At 65.6% G+C, this 23,145-nt stretch carries 20 protein-coding genes; 13 read left to right on the forward strand and 7 right to left on the reverse strand.

The genetic code is table 11. The features are described from left to right. Positions 1–331 precede the first annotated feature (331 nt). Genes ISS20_RS03195 through ISS20_RS03210 form a run of 4 tightly spaced genes read right to left on the reverse strand, consistent with a single transcriptional unit; the run spans position 332 to position 4,500 of the window. On the reverse strand, positions 332–1,378 hold the full coding sequence (locus ISS20_RS03195) for a VWA domain-containing protein (protein WP_056060921.1): 1,047 nt from the start codon (positions 1,376–1,378) through the stop codon (positions 332–334). Positions 1,379–1,433: 55 nt separating this feature from the next. Further along, positions 1,434–2,471 carry a DUF58 domain-containing protein gene (locus tag ISS20_RS03200; RefSeq protein ID WP_291433624.1) on the reverse strand — a complete coding sequence of 346 codons (1,038 nt, stop codon included), beginning with the start codon at positions 2,469–2,471 and terminating at the stop codon, positions 1,434–1,436. 12 nt (positions 2,472–2,483) lie between these two features. Continuing rightward, positions 2,484–3,500: a MoxR family ATPase gene (locus ISS20_RS03205; protein WP_291433626.1), complete on the reverse strand. Its 1,017-nt coding sequence runs from the start codon at positions 3,498–3,500 to the stop codon at positions 2,484–2,486. 43 nt (positions 3,501–3,543) lie between these two features. Next, on the reverse strand, positions 3,544–4,500 hold the full coding sequence (locus tag ISS20_RS03210) for a trypsin-like peptidase domain-containing protein (protein ID WP_291433628.1): 957 nt from the start codon (positions 4,498–4,500) through the stop codon (positions 3,544–3,546). A gap of 141 nt (positions 4,501–4,641) precedes the next feature. Here ISS20_RS03210 and ISS20_RS03215 point away from each other — a divergent pair, with 141 nt between their 5' ends. The 8 genes from ISS20_RS03215 (at position 4,642) to ISS20_RS03250 (ending at position 13,576) form a co-directional block, all read left to right on the forward strand. Then, entirely contained in the window at positions 4,642–5,502 is an 861-nt protein-coding gene (locus ISS20_RS03215; RefSeq protein WP_291433629.1) for a TatD family hydrolase, read from the forward strand. Between the two features lie 137 nt (positions 5,503–5,639). Further along, the gene (locus ISS20_RS03220; protein ID WP_291433631.1) at positions 5,640–6,281 is read left to right on the forward strand and encodes a DNA-deoxyinosine glycosylase; all 642 of its coding nucleotides are present in this window, start codon (positions 5,640–5,642) and stop codon (positions 6,279–6,281) included. Beyond that, on the forward strand, positions 6,282–7,046 hold the full coding sequence (locus ISS20_RS03225; protein WP_291433633.1) for a spermidine synthase: 765 nt from the start codon (positions 6,282–6,284) through the stop codon (positions 7,044–7,046). A 13-nt stretch (positions 7,047–7,059) separates the two neighbouring features. Then, complete coding sequence (locus ISS20_RS03230; protein WP_291433635.1) at positions 7,060–8,853, forward strand: GspE/PulE family protein; 1,794 nt, start codon at positions 7,060–7,062, stop codon at positions 8,851–8,853. A gap of 200 nt (positions 8,854–9,053) precedes the next feature. After that, positions 9,054–9,542: a tripartite tricarboxylate transporter TctB family protein gene (locus ISS20_RS03235; protein ID WP_291433637.1), complete on the forward strand. Its 489-nt coding sequence runs from the start codon at positions 9,054–9,056 to the stop codon at positions 9,540–9,542. 15 nt (positions 9,543–9,557) lie between these two features. After that, positions 9,558–11,069 carry a tripartite tricarboxylate transporter permease gene (locus ISS20_RS03240; RefSeq protein WP_056060945.1) on the forward strand — a complete coding sequence of 504 codons (1,512 nt, stop codon included), beginning with the start codon at positions 9,558–9,560 and terminating at the stop codon, positions 11,067–11,069. A 118-nt stretch (positions 11,070–11,187) separates the two neighbouring features. Then, a complete protein-coding gene (locus tag ISS20_RS03245) occupies positions 11,188–12,486 on the forward strand; it encodes a DUF3422 family protein (RefSeq protein WP_291433640.1) in 1,299 nt (432 codons plus the stop codon). 190 nt (positions 12,487–12,676) lie between these two features. Beyond that, positions 12,677–13,576 (forward strand): DMT family transporter, encoded by a 900-nt coding sequence (locus ISS20_RS03250; protein WP_291433641.1) that lies wholly within the window; start codon positions 12,677–12,679, stop codon positions 13,574–13,576. A gap of 53 nt (positions 13,577–13,629) precedes the next feature. Here the strand turns inward: ISS20_RS03250 and ISS20_RS03255 are convergent, their stop codons facing one another. After that, positions 13,630–14,670 carry a M48 family metalloprotease gene (locus ISS20_RS03255; protein ID WP_291433643.1) on the reverse strand — a complete coding sequence of 347 codons (1,041 nt, stop codon included), beginning with the start codon at positions 14,668–14,670 and terminating at the stop codon, positions 13,630–13,632. 12 nt (positions 14,671–14,682) lie between these two features. Then, a complete protein-coding gene (locus tag ISS20_RS03260; RefSeq protein WP_291433645.1) occupies positions 14,683–15,309 on the reverse strand; it encodes an SH3 domain-containing protein in 627 nt (208 codons plus the stop codon). Positions 15,310–15,372: 63 nt separating this feature from the next. On the opposite strand from ISS20_RS03260, the gene ISS20_RS03265 reads away from it, so the two are divergent. The 3 genes from ISS20_RS03265 to ISS20_RS03275 all read left to right on the forward strand — a co-directional run bounded on the left by ISS20_RS03265 (position 15,373) and on the right by ISS20_RS03275 (position 20,137). Then, positions 15,373–16,203, forward strand: a complete 831-nt coding sequence (locus tag ISS20_RS03265; protein ID WP_291433647.1) for an SDR family oxidoreductase — start codon at positions 15,373–15,375, stop codon at positions 16,201–16,203. Between the two features lie 260 nt (positions 16,204–16,463). Further along, positions 16,464–17,471 carry a TRAP transporter substrate-binding protein gene (locus tag ISS20_RS03270; protein ID WP_291433743.1) on the forward strand — a complete coding sequence of 336 codons (1,008 nt, stop codon included), beginning with the start codon at positions 16,464–16,466 and terminating at the stop codon, positions 17,469–17,471. Continuing rightward, positions 17,468–20,137: an EAL domain-containing protein gene (locus ISS20_RS03275; RefSeq protein WP_291433649.1), complete on the forward strand. Its 2,670-nt coding sequence runs from the start codon at positions 17,468–17,470 to the stop codon at positions 20,135–20,137. The genes ISS20_RS03270 and ISS20_RS03275 overlap by 4 nt, the downstream gene beginning before the upstream one ends. 97 nt (positions 20,138–20,234) lie before the next feature. Here ISS20_RS03275 and ISS20_RS03280 read toward each other — a convergent pair whose 3' ends face one another. Next, complete coding sequence (locus ISS20_RS03280; RefSeq protein WP_291433651.1) at positions 20,235–21,134, reverse strand: DMT family transporter; 900 nt, start codon at positions 21,132–21,134, stop codon at positions 20,235–20,237. Between the two features lie 164 nt (positions 21,135–21,298). On the opposite strand from ISS20_RS03280, the gene ISS20_RS03285 reads away from it, so the two are divergent. Further along, a complete protein-coding gene (locus tag ISS20_RS03285) occupies positions 21,299–22,282 on the forward strand; it encodes a quinone oxidoreductase (protein ID WP_291433653.1) in 984 nt (327 codons plus the stop codon). Further along, on the forward strand, positions 22,279–23,112 hold the full coding sequence (locus tag ISS20_RS03290; RefSeq protein ID WP_291433656.1) for a DUF4743 domain-containing protein: 834 nt from the start codon (positions 22,279–22,281) through the stop codon (positions 23,110–23,112). Before ISS20_RS03285 ends, ISS20_RS03290 begins: the two co-directional genes overlap by 4 nt. Positions 23,113–23,145 lie beyond the last annotated feature (33 nt).

Consider the following 23,145-nt stretch of genomic DNA (forward strand, 5'->3'; position numbering starts at 1 on the left):
TGCGCCGAGGAGCGCAGGGTTTGGCGGATCAGGGCTCGCGATTGTCTGAGCGAAGTGAAACGGAGCGAGTTCGAGCGAGACCCCGCCAAACCCGAGCACCGCAGGTTGCCCCGTAGCGAAGCGCAGGGGACGCAGACAGTGGGGTCGCCCTTTCTTTGGTTCCTTTCTTTCGGCGACGCGAAAGAAAGGGACTCGCATGCCGGGCGACTCCCGGCCTCCGCCCTCAACACCAGCATGCGGTCCAATCAGCACACGCCACCAAACACTACAAAATCAATAGCTACCAGCCCATATCCCACTAGCGCATCCAGCCAAAATCACCCAAAAAAGATCACATCACCCGCCCATACCACCACACCGACAACCCCGCCGCCACCAACGCCAGCACCGCCCCCAACAACGCCAGCAAAGAAGAAATCTCCGTCTCCTTCTTCTCCACCGTCAGCCGCGAGCTCAGCGTCTCGTACACCTTTTTCAGGTCTGCCGCCGTCGCCGCATGAAAGTATTCGGCATTGGTCCGCGCAGCCACGGCCTTCAGGGTTTCTTCGTCCAGCCGCACGCGCATCGACCAGCCCTCAAAGCCAATGGTCTCGCCCTGCACCGTGCCCACCCCCACCGTGTACACCCGCACCCCCCGGTCGGCCGCCCACTTGGCGGCTTCCAGTGGGTCCACGCCTGTGGTGCGCTGACCATCGGTGAGCATGATGATGGCGGCCGAGTTGTACGAGCCTGGGGCTACGGGCGTGAAGGTCTTGGCGGGGTCCTGCTGCTTGCCCAGCTCTTCGATGGGCTTTGGGCGCATGGCCTGGCGGCCGCCCAGGGCGGCGATGTCGATGCCCGCGTCGGGGAAGATCGTGGCCAGGGACAGCATGATGCCGTTGCCCGTGGCCGTGCCGCGCTGCAGCTGGAAGCTGTCGATGGCTTTGACCAGGTCTTCACGGCTCTGGGTGGGCAGCTGGGCCAGCTGGGCGCTGCCGGCAAAGGCCACGATGCCCACGCGCACATGGCGCGGCAGGTCGGCAATGAAGGCCTTGGCGGCGTTCTGGGCGGCGGTGATGCGGTCGGGCTCCACGTCGGCGGCGCGCATGCTGCCCGACACGTCCATGGCCAGCATGATGGTCTGGTCCTGCGAGGGCAGGGTGATGACGGCCAGCGGGCGCGCAGCGGCCAGCAGCAGCGCCACCAGGGCCAGCAGGAACAGCGCGGGCGGGATGTGGCGGCGCAGGTGCTGGCCGGGGCCCATGGCCTCGCGCACCAGGGACAGGCTGGAGTAGGTCAGCGCTGTTTTCTTGCGACGGTGCAGCAGCCACCAGTACAGCAGTACCAATAGGGGCACAGCCAGCAGCAGCCAGAGCAGGGTGGGCCAGAGAAAAACCATGGTGTGTGTCCTTGGTGGCGAGTACAGCGTGTGCGGCGGGTGATCAATCGATAGGTCAGGCGGCGGCAGCCGTTGCGGCAGGGCCTGCGGATGCCGATGCGGGGACGAGGGGGTTGCTGTGCGCCCGCACCCGGCGCTGGCGCAGGTCCATGAAGCGCAGCAGGGCGTCAACCAGATCGTCGTCGGTGCACAGCTCCAGCGTGTCGGCGCCCGCGCGGGTCAGGCCCTCGCGCAGCGCCGCCTCGCGGTCGGCGGCCAGCTGGGCAAAGCGGCGGCGAAAACCCGCGTCGTGCGTGTCCACCTGCAGTTGCTCGCCGCTTTCGGCATCGCGCAGCGTGACCAGGCCCACGTCGGGCAGCTCCAGCTCCAGCGGGTCGAGTAGGCGCACGGCCACCACGTCATGCCGCTGGGCCAGCTGGGCCAGGGGCTTTTCCCAGCCGGGCGCGCTGATGAAGTCGGACACCACAAACACGGTGGATCGGCGCTTGAGCGTGGCCAGGCCGGTCTGCAGCAGCCGGTGCAGTTCGGTGGCACCGCCACCCGTCTTGTGCGGTGGCACCGGGGTTTTGGACGGCAGCAGTTTGTGCACCAGGTGCAGCACATGGGCGCGGCTGCTGCGCGGGGGCAGTACGGCATCCACTGCGCGTTCGGCCTTCGGACTGGCACCGCCGTAGAGCACGGCGCCCACACGGTTGCCGTGGCGGGTGAGCAGGCGCGAAAGCACGGCCACAAAGCCGGTCAGGATGTCGCGCTTGGCATGGCCTGTGGGGCCGAAGCTGATGGACGGGCTCAGGTCCAGCAGGAACCAGGCCGACATTTCGCGGTCTTCGGTGAACACGCGCACATGGGGGGTGTTCAGCCGTGCGGTCACGTTCCAGTCGATGTGGCGTACGTCGTCGTGCGGCTGGTATTCGCGCAGGTCGGTCAGGTCCAGGCCGCTGCCGCGCATCAGCGTGCGGTAGTCGCCCTGCAGCAGGCCGTCCAGGCGGCGGATCACCCTCCACTCCAGCTCTCGCAGCAGCCGGTCGGCCTGCCCGGGCAATGTGGGCAGGGTGTGCACCGTGGCGGAGGTTGCAGGCGGCTTGCTGTTCATGGCGATGACACCTCAAGCAGCTTTTTGCTCGTGATGCAAGGGACGTGCTGGTGCCGGGATCTTGGCCATGATGCGCTGGATGAGTGCGTCGGCATCCAACCCGTCGGACAGCGCTTCGTACGACAGCGCCACGCGATGGCGCAGCACATCGGCGGCCAGATCGGTCATGTCTTCGGGCAGCACGTAGTTGCGCCCGCGCAGCATGGCCAGGGCCTGAGCGCCCTCGGCCAGGGCAATGGTGGCGCGCGGGCTGGCGCCGCAGCTGATGTAGCCGGCCAGGTCCTTCAGGCCATGTCGTGCGGGCTCGCGGGTGGCTGCCACCAGCTTCACGGCGTATTGCAGCATCGACGGGTCCACATACACGGTGCGGCATTCGGCCTGCAGCGCTGCCAGCTGCGCCGTGGTGGCCACGGGCAGCACCTGCACGGGCAGGTCGAGCGCACGCTGGGCGATCACGAACTCTTCCTCCTCGGTGGGGTAGCCCAGCAGCACCTTCATCATGAAGCGGTCCACCTGCGCCTCGGGCAGCGCATAGGTGCCTTCGGTCTCGATGGGGTTCTGGGTGGCCATCACCAGGAAGGGCTCGGGCACCTTGTGGGTCTCGCCCGCAATGGTGACCTGGCGCTCCTGCATCACCTCCAGCAGCGCGCTCTGTACCTTGGCAGGCGCGCGGTTGATTTCGTCGGCCAGCAGCAGGTGGGTGAAGACGGGGCCCAGCGTGGTGCTGAACTCGCCGGTCTTCTGGTTGTACATGCGCGTGCCCACCAGGTCGGCGGGCACCAGGTCGGGCGTGAACTGGATGCGCTTGAAGCTGCCCTGGATGGTGCTGGCCAGCGTCTTGACGGTGAGCGTCTTGGCCAGGCCCGGCACGCCTTCGACCAGCAGGTGGCCCTGGGCCAGCATGGCAACCATGACGCGCTCCAGAAAGCGGTCTTGCCCGACCACCACGCGTTTGACCTCGTAAAGCACCTGCTCCATCAGCGTGGCAGTGGCGGCATTCGATGCATTGGGCGACGTGCTGGATGACATGGTGCTCCTTGCGATGGCGGAATGGAATGAATGGGGTTCTGGATCAGAACGGCGGCATGCCGATGGCCGAGGCGGCGTTTTCAATGGGCACGGCAAAACCGATACCGATGAAAGTGCGCGCCTGGGTGGGGTTGAGGATGGCGGTGACGATGCCCACCACCTCGCCGTCCATCGTCACCAGTGGGCCGCCGGAGTTGCCTGGGTTGGCAGCCGCGTCGAACTGGATCAGGTTGCTGAGCTGCCGCTTTCCCTCGGGCGACGTGAACTCGCGTTTGAGGCCGGACACCACGCCCGCCGATGCCGATGGGCCAATGCCGAAGGGAAAGCCTACGGCCACCACATGATCGCCCGGGCGCAGGTCCTGGGTGGACCGCAGGGTGGCGGCCTCCAGGTCGTCAGGCACTTTGTGGGCCTGCAGCACGGCCAGATCGTTCTCGGGTTGGGCGCCGGTCACGCTGGCCGTGGTTTCCAGCCCGTCGTGGAAGGTGATGCCAATGCGGTCTGCGCCGGCTACCACGTGCAGGTTCGTCAGGATGATGCCCTTGTCCACAATCACCACGCCCGTACCAATGCCGCGCTCGACCTCTTCCTTGCCGTTCTTGCTGCGCCCGTAGCCCACCACACGCACCACCGAGGGGCCGATGCTCTCCACGGCACGGGCGGCGGCAGAGGGCGGGGTGGTGGTCTCCAGTGTGCGCAGCACTGCAGCGTCAATATCGTCCTGGGTGATCTTGCGGGGGGCGGTGCGGCTGTGCTGCCAGGCGCTGGCCGCCAGCAGGGCTGCCAGCAGCACCACGATAGCCCACAGGGCCACCAGCTGGCGCTTGAGGGCAGGTGGGTGCGAGGCCGGCGGCAGGGTGGGTGAAGCCTGGCTGGACGGCAAGGGGGCTGCAGCGTCTGGTGCCTGGGCAGCAGGCGCAGCCGGATCGGTGGCATCCACCGCCGCAGGCGTGCGGCTGCGGGCGGGGCGGGAGCTGCTGTAGAGGGCGGGCCGGGGCATCCTGTCACCTTTGCTCGTACACGCCAGGGCTTGGCGCACGCAAATGACAGTAGCACGGTTTGCGGGCAAATGCACATGCAGGGCTACACAGGACCCGCAGGCTCTGCAGGCCCAGTTCGCTGCATCGGGCATCATCGGCGCATGACCGCCTGGATCGATACACACTGCCACCTCGATGCGCCCGAGTTCGATGTCGACCGCAGCGCGGTCCGCATTCAGGCGGCGGCCCAGGGGGTGTGCCACTGCGTGATCCCGGCCGTGGAGCGCAGCAACTGGGACACCGTGCGGGCGTTGGCGCACCAGCATGGGGACAGTTATGCGCTGGGCATTCACCCCCTCTACACAGGGCGCGCTGAGGATGAGGACCTGCGGCATCTGGGCGAGTACCTGGAGCAGCACCACGCAGACCCGCGCCTGGTGGCGATCGGCGAGATCGGCCTCGACTATTTTGTGCCGGGTCTTGACCCGGTGCGCCAGGAGCGGTTTTACCGTGCCCAGCTGCAACTGGCCCGGCGGTTCGACCTGCCGGTGATCCTGCACGTGCGGCGTTCCGCCGACAAGCTGCTGAAGGGCCTGCGGGACCTGCCTGTGCGCGGTGGCATTGCACACGCCTTCAACGGCAGCCTGCAGCAGGCCCAGGCGTTTGTTGCCTTGGGCTTCAAGCTGGGATTTGGCGGAGCGGTGACCTATGACCGCGCCTTGCAGTTGCGCCGCCTGGCGACCGAACTGTCTCGGGATGCGCTGGTGCTGGAAACCGACGCGCCCGATATTCCGCCCCACTGGCTGTACACCACCGCCGCAGAGCGCGCCGCAGGTCAGGCCCAGGGCCGAAACAGCCCGGGAGAGCTACCAGGCATTGCGGCGGTCGTGGCACAACTGCGCGGCCAGTCCATGCAGGCGCTGGCCCGCAATACCAGGGCCAATGCGATGGCTGCGTTGCCACGGCTGGAGCGACTGCTGGCGGACGGGCGAGCGTTGCAGGATGAACGGTCGGATCTCTAGAGCGATCGGCGGGCCGATCAACAGGGCGATCAATATGGAGAAATTTGGGAGCTTTGCGCCCTGTGGCAAAGGGCTCACAGCTATCTTTTTTGTGATGCAGGGCGGGGTTGGCTGCCCTTTGGGCCCAAAATTGGACCATGCCCTTCGCCCCCTCTGCAGCCGGACCGTCCCTGGCCTCTACCCCTGATTCCACCGGGTCGTCAGTGCGCTGGCACGGTCTGGCGCCGGTGGCCGGCGCGCATACCGTGGTGCTGGTGCTGGGCAGCTTTCCTGGGGCTGCATCATTGCAGGCCCGTCAGTACTACGCCCATCCCCAGAACCATTTCTGGAAAATCCTGCAGGCTGTGTGGCCCCAGCATCCCTTGCCCCCGGCGGGGCCGGATGGCTATGCGGACCGCTGCGCCTGGCTGCTGGATCGCGGCCTGGGCCTGTGGGACGTGTACCAGAGCTGCGAGCGCGAGGGCAGCCTGGACACCAGTATCCGTAACGCCCGGCTCAACGACTTTGCCGCGCTGCGCAGCGTGTGCCCCCAGCTGGCAGCGCTGGCGCACAACGGTGCGGAGAGTTTTCGACACGCCCAGGCGGTGCTCGCCGGGCTGAGCGCTTCCAGGCACTTACCGCTCTTGCCGCATGATGGGGGGAATGCAGGGGTACGGCCCGCTGCACCGCCCATTGAGGCGGTCAGGCTGCCATCGACCAGCCCGGCCAATGCCTCCTGGAGTTTTGAACGTAAATTGACCGCCTGGGCCGATGTCATGGCCCGGCACGGATTGCTGTGAATGGCCCGAAAAAAAGAAACCCTGCAAGAACTGCCCGAAGTCAGCGTGTCCGACGATGGCGAAGTGCGCCACCTGCACCTGGGAACGCCCTGGATCCAGGGCTCCATGCGCATTGACGAGCCCTTTGCCCTGGAGCTCGAATACGTGCAGCGCATGATGGCCTGGCTGTTGTTTGCCGACCTGGCCCTGGTGTCCAAGGGCCATGCCATGCAGCTGGGCCTGGGGGCTGGGGCCATCACCAAGTTCTGTCACAAGAAGCTGCGCATCTGCACCACCGCCATCGAGCTGAACCCGCAGGTGCTGGCCGTGTGCCGCCAGTGGTTCAAGCTGCCGCCCGACGGCCCCAAGCTGCGTGTGGTGCTGGCCGATGCTGCCAAGGAAATCCAGAACCCCATGTGGCTTGGCACGGTGGATGCACTGGCTGTGGACCTGTATGACCACGAAGCAGCAGCTCCCGTGCTCGACAGCCCCGACTTTTATGCCGACTGCCGCGCTTTGCTCACGGATACGGGCTGCATGACGGTCAACCTGTTTGGCCGTGCGTCGAGCTTTGACCGCAGCCTGCAGAGCATGGCGCAGGCGTTTGGTGACCAGGCGCTGTGGGCGTTCAAGCCCACGCGCGAAGGCAATACGGTGGTGCTGGCACAGCGCACCCCCACGCGGCCCAAGCGTGCGGAGCTGGCCGAGCGGGCTGAGGCCATCCAGACGCGCTGGGACCTGCCCACCACCAAGTGGCTGCGGGTGTTCAAGCCGGTGAACCCCTGAAAGGAATCTTGCAATGAATGCTCCTGTCGTGACGCCTGACCGGCTGAAGTCGGCTTCGCACATTGGCCCGGTGGACTGGCGCCGCATGGTGCAGTGGCTCAGCGATGACAAGGTGATCTCGCGCGAGGAAGCGCAGCGTACCATCGCCCGCTGCTCGCAGGCCGAGAGCTCCCAGCACGCCCTGGTGCGCCTGGCCAACGTGGCCATGGAGCGATCCAGCGACGGCAAGCCGCTCGACATCGAGGCGCTGACCGAGTACCTGGCTCAACGGGCGGGTCTTGCCTACATGCGCATCGACCCGCTCAAGGTGGATGTGGGGCGTGTGGCAGACACCATGAGCGCCACCTATGCGGAGCGCCACAAGGTGCTGCCTGTGCAGGTGACCAGCAAAGAAGTGGTGGTGGCCACGGCCGAGCCCTTCATCGACGACTGGGTGGCCGAAGTGGAACGCCAGTCCCGCCGCTCGGTGCGCCGGGTGGTGGCCAACCCGCAGGACATCCACCGCTTCACGGCTGAATTTTTTGCGCTCGCCAAGTCGGTGCGCGCGGCGCAAAAGGCCGGAGGCAGTTCGGGCGGCAACAGCTTTGAGCAGCTGGTGGAGCTGGGCAAGAGCAACAAGCAGCTCGACGCCAACGACCAGGGCGTGGTCAAGGTGGTGGACTGGCTCTGGCAGTACGCGTTTGACCAGCGCGCGAGCGATATCCACCTGGAGCCGCGCCGCGACCAGGGCGTGATCCGGTTTCGCATCGACGGCGTGCTGCACCCGGTCTACCAGATGCCTATGGGTGTGCACAACGCCATGGTGGCGCGCATCAAGCTGCTGGGCCGTATCGACGTGGTGGAAAAGCGCCGCCCCCAGGACGGCCGCATCAAGACCCGTAACCAGCGGGGGGAAGAGGTGGAAATGCGCCTGTCCACCTTGCCCACTGCGTTTGGCGAAAAGATGGTCATGCGCATTTTCGACCCCGACAACGCGGTCAAGGACCTCGATGCCCTGGGCTTTGCGCAGCACGATGCGCAGCGCTGGGAGGCGCTGGTCAAGCGGCCGCACGGCATCATCCTGGTGACCGGCCCCACGGGTTCGGGCAAGACCACAACGCTGTACTCGACCCTGAAGCGCGTGGCCACCGAAGAGGTCAACGTGAGCACGGTGGAAGACCCGATCGAAATGATTGAGCCCAGCTTCAACCAGACCCAGGTACAGCCGCAGCTCGACTTCAATTTTGCTGAAGGCCTGCGCGCGCTGATGCGGCAGGACCCCGACATCATCATGGTGGGCGAAATCCGGGACCTGGAGACTGCCGAGATGGCCATCCAGGCGGCGCTGACGGGCCACCTGGTGTTCTCCACCCTGCACACCAACGATGCCCCCAGCGCCATCACCCGCATGATGGAGCTGGGTGTGCCGTCGTACCTCATCAATGCCACCTTGCTGGGTGTGTTGGCCCAGCGGCTGGTGCGCACGCTGTGCAAGCAGTGCAAACAAAAGGATGAGGCCGCTAGCCGCGAAGCCCTGACCGAGGTGGTCAAGCCCTGGAAGATCAGCGGTAGCTACCACCCGTACAAGCCGGTTGGTTGTGTGGATTGCCGCATGGGGGGCTTTCGGGGTCGCATGGGGCTCTATGAATTACTCACCGTCAGCGAGGCGCTCAAAGACAAGATCACCCAGGCGCCTTCCAGTGATGTGCTGCGCCGGCAGGCCGTGCAAGATGGCATGCGTCCGTTGCGCCTGGCGGGCGCGCTGCGCGTGGCAGAGGGGCTGACCACCATGGAAGAGGTGATTTCGGCCACACCGCCCCTGGAGTGAGCGACGGGGCGCGCGAGGTTGCGCTCTGGGCAATCTTCCCCGATTGCCCTTCTTTTCAGGTTTTTGAGACGGTCTGGCGGGGTGAGGTGCTGTTGTCGGTGTGGGTGGAGCGTTACCGGATGTAGGTGGAATCCACATCGCGCCGCCCCCGCCTTGCCAGCACAATCGCGCAGTCGAGAATTCCGTCAAGGAGACAATTCGTGAAAATCAAGAGTAATAAAGACTTTGCGTCCGGGCTCATGTTCATGGGCGTCGGGGTCGCATTTGCGTGGGGTGCCACCACTTACAACGTGGGGACGGGCGCGCGCATGGGCCCCGGCTACTTCCCGTTGTTGCTGGGGGTCTTGCTGGCCATCATCGGCAGCGTGATCACCTTCAAGGCGCTGACCGTGGAAACCGCCGACGGCGACAAGATCGGCAAATGGGCCTGGAAGCCGCTGTTCTTCATCTTGGCCGCCAACTTTGCCTTCGGCATCCTGCTCGGCGGCTTGCCCAGCCTGGGCATCCCGGCCATGGGGCTCATCGTGGGCATCTATGCACTGACCTTCATCTCCAGCCTGGCTGGCAATGAGTTCAACGCCAAGGCCGTATTTGTTCTCGCCACCGTGCTGGCCATCGGCAGCTATGTGGCTTTTGTGTGGGCGCTCAAGCTGCAGTTTCCTGTGTGGCCGAGTTTCATCGCAGGTTAAGCAGGAGCACCGACCATGGATCTTATTAACAACTTGTCGTTGGGTTTTGGTGTTGCTTTCACCTTCCAGAACCTGATTTACTGTTTTGTGGGCTGTTTGCTCGGCACGCTCATCGGCGTGCTGCCAGGCATCGGCCCGGTGGCGACCATCGCCATGCTGCTGCCCGCCACCTATGCGCTGCCCCCGGTCGCCGCGCTGATCATGCTGGCCGGTATCTACTACGGCGCGCAATATGGTGGTTCGACCACCGCCATTCTGGTGAACTTACCCGGTGAGTCCTCATCGGTGGTGACCGTGATTGACGGCTACCAGATGGCGCGCAAGGGTCGAGCAGGGCCGGCGCTGGCGGCTGCGGGCCTGGGTTCGTTCTTTGCGGGCTGCGTGGGTACGCTGATCCTGGCGGCCTTTGCGCCTCCGCTGACCGAAGTCGCGTTCAAGTTCGGTCCCGCCGAATACTTCTCGCTGATGACCTTGGGCCTGATCGGTGCCGTGGTGCTGGCCTCGGGCTCGCTGCTCAAGGCCGTGGCCATGATCGTGCTGGGCCTCCTGATGGGGCTGGTGGGGACCGACGTGAACTCGGGTGTGGCGCGTTTCAGCTTCGATATCCCTGAGCTGACCGACGGCATCGGTTTCGTGACCATCGCGATGGGTGTGTTCGGTTACGGTGAAATCATCGCCAACCTCTCGCGTCCCGACGATGAGCGTGAGGTGTTCACTGCCAAGGTGGAAGGTCTGTTCCCCACCAAGGAAGACTTCAAGAACATGATCCCTGCTGTGCTGCGTGGCACAGCGCTGGGTTCTGCTCTGGGCATCTTGCCCGGTGGTGGTGCCTTGCTGGCCGCTTTTGCTGCCTACACGGTGGAAAAGAAGACCAAGCTGCGTCCTGGCGAAGTGCCCTTCGGCCAAGGCAACATCCGCGGTGTGGCGGCCCCCGAGTCTGCCAACAACGCCGGCTCGCAAACTTCGTTCATCCCACTGCTGACGCTGGGTATCCCGCCGAATGCCGTGATGGCGCTGATGGTGGGTGCCATGACTATCCACAACATCCAGCCTGGTCCCCAGGTGATGACCAGCAACCCCGAGCTGTTCTGGGGCCTGATCGCCTCGATGTGGATCGGCAACGCCATGCTGGTGATTTTGAACCTGCCGCTGATCGGTATCTGGATCAAGCTGCTGACCGTGCCTTACCGCTGGCTGTATCCGTCCATCGTGCTGTTCTGCGCGGTGGGTGTGTATTCGACCAACAACAACACCTTCGACATCTGGATGGTGGGTGCGTTTGGTCTGATTGGCTACATCTTCCACAAGCTGGGCACTGAGCCTGCACCTTTGTTGCTGGGCTTCATTCTGGGCCCCATGATGGAAGAGAACCTGCGCCGTGCGCTGCTGCTGTCGCGTGGTGACTGGAGCGTGTTTGTGACGCGTCCTCTGTCGGCCGGCCTGTTGGCGGCTGCGGCCCTGCTGCTCATCATCGTGCTGCTGCCTTCGGTGAAGAACAAGCGCGAAGAAGCGTTTGTGGAAGACTGATCGGTTCCGATTCTTTTCTCACCCTGATCAACGGCACCTTCGGGTGCCGTTGTTTTTTGGGCAGTGGCGTCCAACTGGCACTGCTGTCGCCAGTACACAATTGCGGGCAGAGGTCCGCATGTCTACACCGTTTCATCCCACGCAGCACCCGCACCGGGCGATGCTGCACAACGAAATCCACGCCCGCCCGCCTGAGGCGATGAACGCCCCGCTGGCCATCGCGCACATCGTGATGCTGGCCGATGCGGCAGGGCGCGAGGCCAGCCGGGCCCATGTGGCCGCGCTCCTGCGGGACCACCACATGGCGCTGCCCGACGCCCACACCACCCACTTGCGGATGGACCTGGGCGCTTTTCGGATGCGCTGGGAGATGCACACCGAATTCGTCACCTGGACCTTCATGGTCCCGGCGCCGGTGGAGGCTTTTGGAGAACGGGAGCCGGTCAGTGCCGTGGATTCCGTTCCGCACGACTGGCTTGCAGCTTTGCCCGGCCAGTGCCTGTGCAGCCTGAACCTGTGGGTGCTGCCCACACATACCTTTGGATCGGGCTCTCTGGTCAAGCATGTGCTGCACGAAGACACGCTGGTGGCGTCCACCGTGGCCGATGGGCATGGCGAGGTGTACACCGACTTTGCGATCCACGCTGACGGTTTCTCGCGCATGGTGCTGCTGGCAGGAGGCATGACACCAAGGCGCCTGGGGCGTCTGGTGCAGCGCCTGCTGGAAATCGAGACCTACCGCATGGCCGCCTTGCTGGGCCTGCCCGCCGCCCGCGAGGCTGCCAGCGTGCTGGCCTTTGCTGAGCGCGAACTGGCGGCGCTGGCTGAAGCCATCCGCACGGCCAACCGTGATGACGAGCCCGCATTGCTGGACCGGCTGACGCGCCTGGCCGGGCAGGTGGAGAGTCAGTACGCAGCCACGCACTCGCGCTTCTCGGCAAGCAGTGCCTACTTTGAATTGCTGGACCGCCGTATCCAGGACATTGCCGAGTCGCGCCTGGCGGGCATGCAGACCATCCGGGAGTTCATGGACCGGCGCCTGACCCCCGCGCGCAGCACCTGTGAGTGGGCGACCCGTCGGCAGGATGCGTTGTCGCAGCGTGTATCGCGCATGAGCAACCTGCTGCGCACCCGGGTAGAAATCGAGCAGCAGCAAAGCAGCCAGGCGTTGCTGACCACCATGAACCACCGGCAGGATCTGCAGCTGCAGATGCAGTCCACGGTGGAGGGATTGTCCGTGGCTGCCATCACCTACTACATCGTCGGGCTGGTCAGCTACCTGGCCAAGGGCGCGCAAAAATTGGGGTGGCCGTTGTCGGCAGAGACCACGGCAGCCCTGGCGATTCCGGTGGTAGCAGTGGGGGTGTGGTGGTCACTGCGGCGGCTGCACCAGCGGGTGTTCCACAAGCACCATTGAGGCGGTAGGCCCGGCGATTCGTCGAACAGCACGGAGCGCACTTCGGCTCGTCAGCCATCGTTGATGAAGGGGGCGCCCGCGCAGAGGTTCGATGGCCTGCGCCGGCCCTGCCGTGTCACACTGGGCGCAACGCTCCGGCGACCGCTGCCGGGCAAATACTCCAGCGGGCGCTTCGCGCCCCTTCATACCCGTGACCATTGAGAAGAAGAGCGTTGCATCTGGCCTCGTGCTGGCATTCCTTGGCTCCATCGCCTTCAGCGGCAAGGCCATCATCGTCAAGCTGGCCTACCGCTATGGGGTGGATGCAGTCACGCTCATCATGTACCGCATGCTGTTTGCGCTGCCCATCTTCGCCGTGATGGCCTGGTGGGCCAGCCGGGGCAAGCCGCCGCTCACCCGCAAGGACTGGCTGGGAGTGCTGGGCCTGGGTGTCACCGGTTATTACCTGGCGAGTTTTCTCGACTTTGCAGGGCTCGCCTACATCAGTGCCAGCCTGGAGCGGCTCATTCTGTACCTCAACCCCACGCTGGTCGTGCTGCTGGGCTGGGTGCTGTACGGGCGCGGTATCCGCTGGGCGCAGGCGGCAGGCATGCTGGTGAGCTACTGCGGCGTGGTGCTGGTGTTTGGTCACGAGGCCAACCTGCAAGGCGCCAACGCGGCCTGGGGCACCTTGCTGGTGTTCCTGAGTGCAGTCAGCTATGCCATCTATCTGGTTTACAGCGGCGAGATGGTGCAGCGCTTGGGCGCGCTGCGGTTGGTGGGGCTTGCCACCACCGTGGCTTGCCTGTGCTGCCTGTTGCAGTTTGTGGTGCTGCGACCGCTGAGTGCGGCGGTGGTGGCGCCAGAGGTGATCTGGTTGTCAGTGCTCAACGCTACCCTGTGCACTGCCGCGCCCGTGCTGATGGTGATGATGGCCATTGAGCGCGTTGGCGCTGGCATGACCGCGCAGACGGGCATGGTGGGCCCGTTGTCCACCATCCTCATGGGCGTGTGGATTCTGGGCGAACCCTTCACGGTGTGGGTGGCAGCGGGTACGGTGCTGGTAGTCGCGGGCATCTTCACCTTCACGCGCATGGCGCGAAGGGCCTGAAGGCCGTGGCCACAGCCACTTGGCGTCGCGCAGCCAGGGCCTTCTCGCGCGTTCTACGATGTCTTTTTCCTGGGTGCTGACTTGCGGGCCGGCGCCTCGGCCGGGGCAGCTGGCGATGGAGCTGCTGTGGCTGCGGCAGGGGCCTTGGGGTTCATGCGCTGGGCTACTGTTACCGGGGCCGCCCCCGTGAAACCATCGAGGTTTTTACCCATGGCCATCTCCAGCTGCTCCAGCCGTGCCTGGGCTGGCGGGTGGGTGGCCAGCGCCAGCGTGAAGGCCGGGTTGTCCGGGGTGGCAGTGCGCAGCTGCTGAAGCACCGACACCAGTCCATACGGGTCGAAGCCAGCGCGGGTGGCCAGGGCCACGCCGGTGCGGTCGGCGTCGTACTCATCGGTCTGGTCCAGGCCGCGTGCGTACAGGTTGCGCCCCAGTGCCAAAAATTGCGAGGCCACCACGTTGCCCACGGCATTGGTCTTGATCTGGGACGCCACCAGCTGGGTCAGCATGCCCGACTGTGCTGTCTTGCGAATGGCCAACAGGTGGTGTTTGGCGGTGACGTGTGTGATTTCGTGGGCCAGGATGCCAGCCAGCTCGGCCTCGTCGGCGCAGCGGTCGATCAATCCCTTGGTCACGAACACATAACCACCCGGTGCCGCAAACGCGTTGTAGCCGGGGTCATCCAGCACCACAAAGGTCCAGGGCAGATTGGGGCGGGGCGATTGCAGGCTGATCCAGCGCCCGAGCTGGTTCACGTAGCGCTGCAGTGCCATGTCCGGGTGCAGGGGTTTGCTGCCCAGCAGCACGGCCGAGAGTTGGCGGCCGATCTCGATTTCGCGGGGTTCATCGATGCTCTCGACCGAACGGGTGAGCATGCTGATGAGGTCATCCCCCTGGCCTGCGGGGCTGCCCCCGCCGGTGATGGCACCCAGCAGGCCGCCGCCGGTGCTGCTGTTGGTGCTGCCACCGCCGCCCAGGGCATTGAGCAGGTTCATGACACCCTGGCTCTGCCCCTGGCTGGGCAGCAGGGTCAGGGCCAGGGCTGTGCACGCCGTTGCGAGCAGCCGGGTGCGGCGGAGGGATTGGGGCAGGCGCATGACAGCTCTCGCTCAGTTGGGGCTGAAATTGGGGTCGGACGGGTTGTTGGACGAGCCTGTCGCCCCTGATCCACCACTGGAGGAGGACCGGGGCGGCTCAGCCAGCGGGGCCACGTTGCGTGGTTGCAGCGCTGCGTTGCTGGCGAACTGGCGAGCCTGGTCGGCATTGACACGCAGGCCCTCGGCTTGGTTCACGGCGGCAGGGTTCGGTTGTGCCTTGGCGATGTCTTCGGCGCCCAGACCCCGGATGCCTACGGTGGAAGTTGCCGTCGTTGTGTTGCCGCCATTGCCGCCAAACAGGCCACCCAAGCCGCGCATCCCGCTGGTGGCGGCATTTCCACTGGTGGGCGCTGCGCCAGACTGCGGGCCCAGGTCAAACATGTGGACCCAGCCTGTGGCGCCTTGTGGCGTACTCACCTTGGTCCAGGGCCCCTTGCGCTCGCTCGTGCGCGTGACCACGGAGTTGGCTTCCAGGGGGGCCACGCTGGCGCCGCTTTCTGCTGGGCTGTCGCGCAGCTGAGTGGCGCGTTTGACCACAGCCGCCTCCTGGGCATGTGCTGTGCCTGCCAGAAAGGGCACCAGGGCCATCGCGGCCGATGCCAGCCAGGGAGCCAGGGCTCTGCAGTGCAGCCGGATCATTTTGTAACTCTCCACTTATGATTTGTTGTGGCTGCGGCACGCAGCGAGAAACCGGAGATTGTTATGGATTTGGGTATTGCAGGCAAATGGGCGCTGGTGTGTGGCGCGAGCAAGGGGCTGGGTTATGGCTGCGCACAGGCGCTGGTGCGCGAGGGTGTCCATGTGGTCATCAACGCCCGCAACGCCGAGGCGTTAAACCAGGCTGCTACTCTTTTAATAGCTGAAAGTGCAAATGTAACCGGCGCTAGCGGCCAAAAGGGTGTATCACCGCAGGTGCTGGCTGTGGCTGCAGACATCACCACCGCCGAGGGGCGTGCGGCGGTGTTCTCGGTAGCCGGAGGACCGGGGCGTGACTTTGACATCGTGGTCACCAACGCAGGTGGCCCGCCGACCGGCGACTTTCGGGACTGGAATCGCGATGCATGGATCAAGGCTGTGGATGCCAACATGCTGACCCCCATCGAGCTGATCCAGGCCACGGTGGATGGCATGGCTGCCCGAGGGTTCGGTCGCATCGTCAACATCACCTCCAGCGCTGTGAAGGCGCCCATTGACATCCTGGGGCTGTCCAACGGCGCTCGCAGTGGTCTTACGGGGTTTGTGGCGGGTGTCTCGCGCAGCAAGATCGCAGCGCGTGGGGTGACCATCAACAACCTGCTGCCCGGCAAGTTCGACACCGACCGGCTCGCCGCCACCGTCACTGCAGCCGCCAGCAAGGCGGGCAAGAGCGTCCAGGACGTACGCTCTGCGCAGCAGGCGCAGATTCCGGCTGGGCGCTACGGCACCGCCGAAGAGTTCGGCGCCATTTGCGCCTTCCTGTGCAGCGTTCAGGCCGGCTACATGACCGGGCAGAACGTGCTCGCTGATGGCGGTGCCTACCCTGGCACGTTCTGACGCAGGCCGGGCCTGGCGTGGCCCGGTGGGCTGGGCGGGCGCAGTGCTTCCGCAGAACGGGTTTGCGCCCGTGGTGTTTTGCCGACAGCTTTGGCGGCACGCTGAATAATTGGTGGAATACTGCGGGCCAGCGCCTGCTACTGTCCGCCGTCATGCACCCTGCCCACACACCCTTTCTGCTGCGCCTGAAACGCCACTGCGTCCTGCTGTGTATGGTGCTGGGCGTTTTGGGTGCGGTGCAGGCAGCCGATGCGGCCAACATGCCAGGGGCGGGCACCACACCGGCAGCTCCGTACCGGTTGCGCATCGTGGGCGGTTTGGCTGGTCTCAGCCAGTACATCCGGCAGGAAGAGCCTTTCTGGACCAAAGAGCTTTCTCGACTGAGCGCCGGGCGTTTCCAGGCCGAGATCGTGCCGTTTGACCGGGCCGGCGTGCCCGGGGCCGAAATGCTGCGGCTGTTGCAGCTGGGTGTGGTTCCTTTTGGCACCACCCTGATGAGTTCGTTCACCGCGCAATACCCCGAATACACCGCGCCCGACCTGGCCGGGCTGAACCCCGACCTTGCCACGCTCAAGACCACGCTGGCCGCGTTTCGCCCCTACCTTGAAAAGGCGTTGCGCGAACAGCATGGCGTCGAGGCACTCGCCATCTACGTGTACCCGGCGCAGGTGGTGTTCTGCAAGAAGCCACTGCGTACGTTGGCCGAGCTGACTGGCCGCCGCGTGCGTGTGTCGTCGGCCAGCCAGGCCGACTTTGTGGGTGCCTTGGGCGGGGTACCCGTGCTGACGAGCTTTTCGCAGATCGTGCCCAGCTTGACCGCGGGCAATACCGAATGCGCCATTACCGGCACCATGTCGGGCAACATGCTTGGCCTGCCGGCGCTCACCACCCACGTGCATACCCTGCCGGTGACTTGGGGGCTGGCGGTGTTCGGTGCCAACCAGGCCGCCTGGGCGGCGCTGCCGGCCGACCTGCGCACGCTGCTCAAGCGCGAGCTGCCCCGCCTGGAGGCCGCCATCTGGGCCGAGTCCGAGCGTGAAACCGCCGACGGCCTGGCTTGCAACCGGGGCGCGTCCACCTGCAGCGGCGGTACCAAGGGCAGCATGGTGGTGGTGCCTGTGTCGCCCCAGGATGAGCGCAGCCGCCAGGAGATCCTCGAATCCACCGTACTGCCGCGCTGGGTGCAGCGTTGTGGCGCTCGCTGCGCACAGGTCTGGAACCAGACCATCGGGCCCGCGCGTGGGCTGCAGGCAGCGCCTGCGAAATGACAGAGTCCGCCGTACCCTCGCGCATCAAGGCCTATGTCTGGGCGGGCGCTGCCGTGTTTGTGGCGGCCGTGGTGGCGGTGGCCGGCGCCCTGGCATGGAACGCCCGCCAGGCCGCGCTGGCCGATAGCGAGGCACAAGCCACTCGCTTTGTGGCCGGTGCGGAGGCTGCCCTCAACCGCTCTCTGCTGGCTGTGGACGTGCTGCTGGCCAGCATGGACGAGCTGCTGGGCCTGTCCAACGCCATGACGGCATGGGTGGACGCCGACACTGCCAGCCAGCGGCTGCGTGGGTCGGCCCGGCAGAACCTCATGGTGCGCTATGTGGCGGTGCTCGATGGCACCGGCAAGACCGTGGCATCGTCCGACCCCGCTGGCGGAAGCCTGCAGGTACAGCTGCCTGCCGGTTTTCTGGAGAGCGTGCTGGAGCAACCTGTGTCCATGCTGATGGTCAGCGCGCCGGTCGTGAGCTTCGCCAGTTCCGAGCGGGTGCTGTACTTTGCGCGCCACCTGCGCATGGCAGACAGCTCGCGGGTGGTGGCCGTGGCCGAGCTGCCGGTATCGGCCCTCAGCTCGGTGCTGGTGCAGGGTGTGGACATAAGCGGCCTGCAGGTGACGCTGGAGCGCGCCACCGGGCAACTGCTGCTCAGCGTGCCCAACCGCGAAGACGTGACAGTGCCCACCCTCACGCCGCCTATCGGCGATCTGTCCGATCAGGGTATGGCCTGGCAGGCCCCGGCGCGTCTGACCGGCGAGCCATCGTTGGTGGTGTTCCGGCCCATCCTGTACCAAGACCTGCGCATTGCAGCCAGCATTCCCTTGGACGCGGCGCTGGCCAATTGGCGTGACCAGCGCGAGGCCATTGCACTGACCACCGCACTCTTCATTGCCATGATCTTTGCGGCAGGGGGGTTGGCACTGCGCTACGTGGACCGGATGTCCCAGGCCCGCCTGGCCATCGCGCAGTCCAAGGCCACGTTGGATCAGGCGCTGGAGTCCATGGTGAGCGGCTTCCTGCTGCTGGACAGCCAGCAGCGCGTGGTGCAGTGGAACCGCCAGCTGGAGACGATTCTCCCCTGGCTGCACGGCGTCATCACGCCGCTGGTGCCCTTTCGCGCGGTGCTGGAGGCCACGGTGGAGCACCATGTGCCCCGCATGTCCGACGACGAGCGCAAGCGGTGGGTAGACCAGCGTCTGCATCGCCAAAAGCATCAACCCGAGCCGCGCGAACAGTCTTACGCCAACGGCAGCACCATTCAGATCACCGAACGTTCCACGCCCGACGGCGGGCTGGTCATCAGCTACCACGACGTCACTGCGCTGCGCAAGGCCAGCACCGAGATCGAGAGCCTGGCCTTTTACGACCCACTGACCAACCTGCCCAACCGCCGCTTGCTGATGGACCGCATGCAGCAGGCCATTGCCGCCAGCGTGCGCAGTGGACAGTACGGGGCCCTGCTGTTCCTGGATCTGGACCACTTCAAGACATTGAATGACACGCGGGGCCACGAGGTGGGCGACATGCTGCTGCGCCAGGTGGCCCAGCGCCTGAAGACCTGCGTACGGCGCGAGGACACGGTGGCGCGCCTGGGGGGCGACGAATTCGTGGTCATGCTCAGCGACCTGTCGGTCCACCGCGATGAGGCCGCAGCCCAGGCGCGCCGGGTGGGCGAGAAAATCTTGCGCAAGCTCAACGTGCCCTACACGCTGGGTGGCAACGCGCACCACAGCACGCCCAGCATCGGCGCCACGCTGATGGGTGGCTCCGTGCACTCTTCGGTGGATCTGCTCAAGGAGGCCGACATCGCCATGTACCAGGTCAAATCGCAGGGGCGTAACGCACTGTGCTTTTTTGACCCCCAGATGCAGATCGTCATCAGCATGCGTGCACAGCTGGAGACTGACCTGCAGATGGCGCTCACGGGGCGGCAATTTGTGCTGCACTACCAGCCGCAGTTCCATCTGGACGGCCGCATGGTGGGCGCCGAGGCCCTGATCCGCTGGCAACACCCGGAGCGCGGGCTGGTCCCCCCTGGCGAATTCATTGGCGTGGCCGAAGAGAGCGAACTCATCGTGCCCATGGGCCACTGGGTGCTGCGTACCGCCTGCGAGCAACTGGCGGCCTGGCAAGGGGACGAACGCTACCGGCACCTGCAGGTGTCGGTCAACGTGAGTGCGCGGCAGTTTCGCCAGCGCGACTTTGTGGCGCGGGTGGTGGAGGTGCTGCGCGAGACCGGCGCCCGCCCGCATTTGCTCAAGCTCGAATTGACCGAGTCGCTGGTGCTGGACAACGTGGACGACACCATCGCCAAGATCGGCACGCTCAAGACCAAGGGCGTGCGCTTTTCGGTGGACGACTTTGGCACCGGCTATTCATCGCTGGCTTATCTCACGCGGTTGCCGCTGGACCAGCTCAAGATCGACCAGTCCTTTGTGCGCAACCTGGGGGTGCGGCATACCGACGATGTGATCGTCCAGACCATCCTCGGCATGGCACGCAACCTGGAGCTGGATGTGATTGCCGAAGGGGTGGAAACCGAGGCACAAAAGGACTTCCTGGCCCGGCATGGCTGTGTGTACTTTCAGGGCTACCTGCTGGGGCGGCCCACTCCGGTGGCCGATCTGGAGGCGTTGATGGAGTCCACCACCACCGCCATTGCGCCAGGCTGAGCGGTGCAGCTGAGCACCGCTGTGTGCTACGTTTTGTATAGCGGCTAGGGCAACAGATACCGGCGCTACTGCCGATATTTATCAAAAATTGAATCCGTCAGCGCCGTGACGACACCACGATGCCCCCCACGATCAGCGTGAACGCGACAGCGTGGAACGCTTTGGGCGTGTCGCCCAGAAACGCCGCCGACAGCACCCCGGCAAACAGCGGCGTGAGGTTGATGAAAAACCCCGCCACCGCAGGCCCGGCGCGCTGCACGCCCACGCCCCAGCAGCGGTAGGCCACCACCGCAGGTCCCACGGCAATGAAGGCCAGGGCGGCGACCAGCGGCCAGCCCCATTCGATGTGCGTGCGCCCGCTGGCCCATTCGGCCCCAGCAAAGCTGCCCGACCAGGCCAGCCCAAACACCATCTGCGCCATCAAGAATGCGGCCCAATCGCCCCGGATGCTGGAGGGCTCGGTGGTGCGCGACAGCAGCCAGCTGTAGAACGCCCACGAGATGGTGGCCAGCAGCATGAACAGGTCCCCCGGCACCAGGCGGAAGGCCAGCAGCTGCGACCACTCGCCCCGGCTGAGCACCAGCAGCACACCACACACCGACAGCAGTGCCCCCAGCACCTGCCGCCGGGTCACTGTGGCCCCGAAGAACAGGGCACCCACAGCCAGCATCCACACTGGCATGCTGGAGCCCACCAGCGTCACGTTGATGGGTGTGGAGGTCTGCAGCGCCATGTACTGCAGCGCGTTGTAGGCCCCGATGCCCAGCAGCCCCAGCAGCGCATAGCGGCGCCAGTGGGGCCACAGGGGGCTGTCGGCGCGCAGCACGCCGTGGGCCAGGGGCAGAAGGATGGCAAAGGCCAGCACCCAGCGGATGAAGTTCAGGGTGATGGGGGGAATCAGGTCATGCACCAGCCGCCCTACCACCGCGTTGCCGGCCCAAAGCAGGGGCGGAATCACCAGCAGCACGGCCGTGCCGGGTGTGATTTTTTGAGTCATGGGGCTGCACTGTAACGGTGCGGGCCGGGCCATGCTGCGCCTGGGGCACAAGGCCCCAGTGCAGATCGATGCCTCACGGGCCTTCGGCAACCACACGCGATTCGTGGCAGGATGGCCGCCGTCGTGATTCCAGCCCCATTTTTTTGTTTGAGGAGACGTTTGCCATGAGCCTTGCCGTTCAGATCCGCCAGCACGGTGGTCCCGAAGAACTCCACATCGTTGACGTTACCGTGGGCGAGCCTGGCCCCGGCGAGGTCCGCATCCGCCACCACGCCATCGGTCTGAACTTCATCGACGTGTATCACCGCACGGGCCTGTACCCTTTGAGCATGCCCGCCACCATCGGCATGGAAGGCGCGGGCGTGATCGAGGCGGTGGGCGAGGGCGTCACGCACCTGAAGGTGGGCGACCGCGCCGCCTATGCCAGCAACCCGCCCGGCGCCTATTGTGAAGTGCGCGTGATGCCTGCCAAGTGCGTGTGCAAGCTGCCCGATGCCATCAGCTTCGAGACCGGTGCGGCCATGATGCTCAAGGGCCTGACGGCGCAGTACCTGCTCAAGAAGACGCTGCCCGTGGAAGGCTTGCAGCCCGGTGACCATGTGCTGTTCCATGCTGCTGCGGGTGGTGTAGGCCTGATCGCGTGCCAATGGGCCAAGGCGCTGGGCCTGCAGCTCATCGGCACGGCGGGGTCGGATGCCAAGTGCCAGCTGGCGCTGGCCAACGGCGCGGCGCATGCCATCAACTACAGCACCGAGGACTTTGCGGCGCGGGTGAAGGAGATCACTGGCGGCAAGGGCGTGAAGGTGGTCTATGACTCCGTGGGCAAGGACACCTGGGACAAGTCGCTCGAGTGCCTGCGCCCCTTCGGGTTGATGGCCAGCTTCGGCAACGCCTCGGGCCCGGTGGCACCGTTTGCGCCCGGAAGCCTGGGCGCCAAGGGCTCGCTCTACGTTACACGCCAGACCCTGTTCACCCACATCGCCACGCGCGAGGCCACGCAGGCGATGGCCGACGACCTGTTTGCCGTGGTGGCCAGCGGGCAGGTGAAGATCCATATCGACCAGCGCTACCCGCTGGCCGATGTGCAGCAGGCGCACCGCGACCTGGAAGCGCGCAAGACCACCGGCTGCACCATCCTCACGCTGTGACCGCGGCTGTTCAGACGCCCACGTTCGACCAGTGGCTGGCAGGTGCGCGCCGGGCGGCGCAGCAGCCCCCGGCCCAGCCGCGCCAGCCCCTGGTGGTGGCGGGGCAGGTGGTGGGCTCGGTAGCGCCGGGGTTTTTCAGTCAGATCAGCCTGAAGCGCTTGATTCATAAGTGCTACCAGCTATCAGAAGCAGAGCATTCTGAGGGCCGTGCTTGGCATTTGCAGGCATCACCCGCTGACACCACGGATGCCCTCAACACCCTGGCGGCCGCGCTGCGCGATGCGGGCCTGTGTGGCCCTTGGCGCAACGAGCAGTTGGCGGTCACCAACCCGGCGGGCGAGGTCATCGGCACCGTGGAGCGCGGGGCGGTGCGCGTGCTGGGCGTGGCCACCCGTGCTGTGCACCTGGTGGGCCTGGCGCCTGATGGACGCATGTGGGTGCAAAAGCGCTCCTTGACCAAACCCAATAATCCCGGGCTCTGGGACACGCTGATGGGCGGCATGGTCTCGGCCGCCGACTCTCTGCCGCAGGCCCTGGCCCGTGAAACCTGGGAAGAGGCCGGCCTGCGGGTGGAAGCGCTGGCCGACGTGGCGCACGGTGGGCAGGTGCTGTTCAGCCGCCCCAGCCGCGAGGGCGGTGGCGCGGGCTTCATGGTCGAGCGCATTGACTGGTTCCGTGCCCAGGTGCCTCAGGGCATGGAGCCCGACAACCAGGACGGTGAGGTTGAGCACTTTGAGCTGCTCCCCCTCGATGTGGTGCGCGAGCGCGTGGCCCAGGGTTTGTTCACCCTGGAAGCCGGGCTGGTGATTGCGGGGTTTCTAGGGGTGTAGTCGCCGGTGTGGTGTGGGCGTTGCAGGCGTTCC

The sequence above is a fragment of the Acidovorax sp. genome, from assembly GCF_016783915.1.
GTDB lineage: Bacteria > Pseudomonadota > Gammaproteobacteria > Burkholderiales > Burkholderiaceae_C > Acidovorax.

What these genes read in the sequence shown, in the direction of transcription:
- ISS20_RS03195 (WP_056060921.1), bottom strand. Translation starts at nt 1,378, where the DNA reads ATGGTTTTTCTCTGGCCCACCCTGCTCTGGCTGCTGCTGGCTGTGCCC.
- ISS20_RS03200 (WP_291433624.1), bottom strand. Translation starts at nt 2,471, where the DNA reads ATGAACAGCAAGCCGCCTGCAACCTCCGCCACGGTGCACACCCTGCCC.
- ISS20_RS03205 (WP_291433626.1), bottom strand. Translation starts at nt 3,500, where the DNA reads ATGTCATCCAGCACGTCGCCCAATGCATCGAATGCCGCCACTGCCACG.
- ISS20_RS03210 (WP_291433628.1), bottom strand. Translation starts at nt 4,500, where the DNA reads ATGCCCCGGCCCGCCCTCTACAGCAGCTCCCGCCCCGCCCGCAGCCGC.
- ISS20_RS03215 (WP_291433629.1), top strand. Translation starts at nt 4,642, where the DNA reads ATGACCGCCTGGATCGATACACACTGCCACCTCGATGCGCCCGAGTTC.
- ISS20_RS03220 (WP_291433631.1), top strand. Translation starts at nt 5,640, where the DNA reads ATGCCCTTCGCCCCCTCTGCAGCCGGACCGTCCCTGGCCTCTACCCCT.
- ISS20_RS03225 (WP_291433633.1), top strand. Translation starts at nt 6,282, where the DNA reads ATGGCCCGAAAAAAAGAAACCCTGCAAGAACTGCCCGAAGTCAGCGTG.
- ISS20_RS03230 (WP_291433635.1), top strand. Translation starts at nt 7,060, where the DNA reads ATGAATGCTCCTGTCGTGACGCCTGACCGGCTGAAGTCGGCTTCGCAC.
- ISS20_RS03240 (WP_056060945.1), top strand. Translation starts at nt 9,558, where the DNA reads ATGGATCTTATTAACAACTTGTCGTTGGGTTTTGGTGTTGCTTTCACC.
- ISS20_RS03245 (WP_291433640.1), top strand. Translation starts at nt 11,188, where the DNA reads ATGTCTACACCGTTTCATCCCACGCAGCACCCGCACCGGGCGATGCTG.
- ISS20_RS03255 (WP_291433643.1), bottom strand. Translation starts at nt 14,670, where the DNA reads ATGCGCCTGCCCCAATCCCTCCGCCGCACCCGGCTGCTCGCAACGGCG.
- ISS20_RS03260 (WP_291433645.1), bottom strand. Translation starts at nt 15,309, where the DNA reads ATGATCCGGCTGCACTGCAGAGCCCTGGCTCCCTGGCTGGCATCGGCC.
- ISS20_RS03265 (WP_291433647.1), top strand. Translation starts at nt 15,373, where the DNA reads ATGGATTTGGGTATTGCAGGCAAATGGGCGCTGGTGTGTGGCGCGAGC.
- ISS20_RS03270 (WP_291433743.1), top strand. Translation starts at nt 16,464, where the DNA reads ATGCCAGGGGCGGGCACCACACCGGCAGCTCCGTACCGGTTGCGCATC.
- ISS20_RS03275 (WP_291433649.1), top strand. Translation starts at nt 17,468, where the DNA reads ATGACAGAGTCCGCCGTACCCTCGCGCATCAAGGCCTATGTCTGGGCG.
- ISS20_RS03280 (WP_291433651.1), bottom strand. Translation starts at nt 21,134, where the DNA reads ATGACTCAAAAAATCACACCCGGCACGGCCGTGCTGCTGGTGATTCCG.
- ISS20_RS03285 (WP_291433653.1), top strand. Translation starts at nt 21,299, where the DNA reads ATGAGCCTTGCCGTTCAGATCCGCCAGCACGGTGGTCCCGAAGAACTC.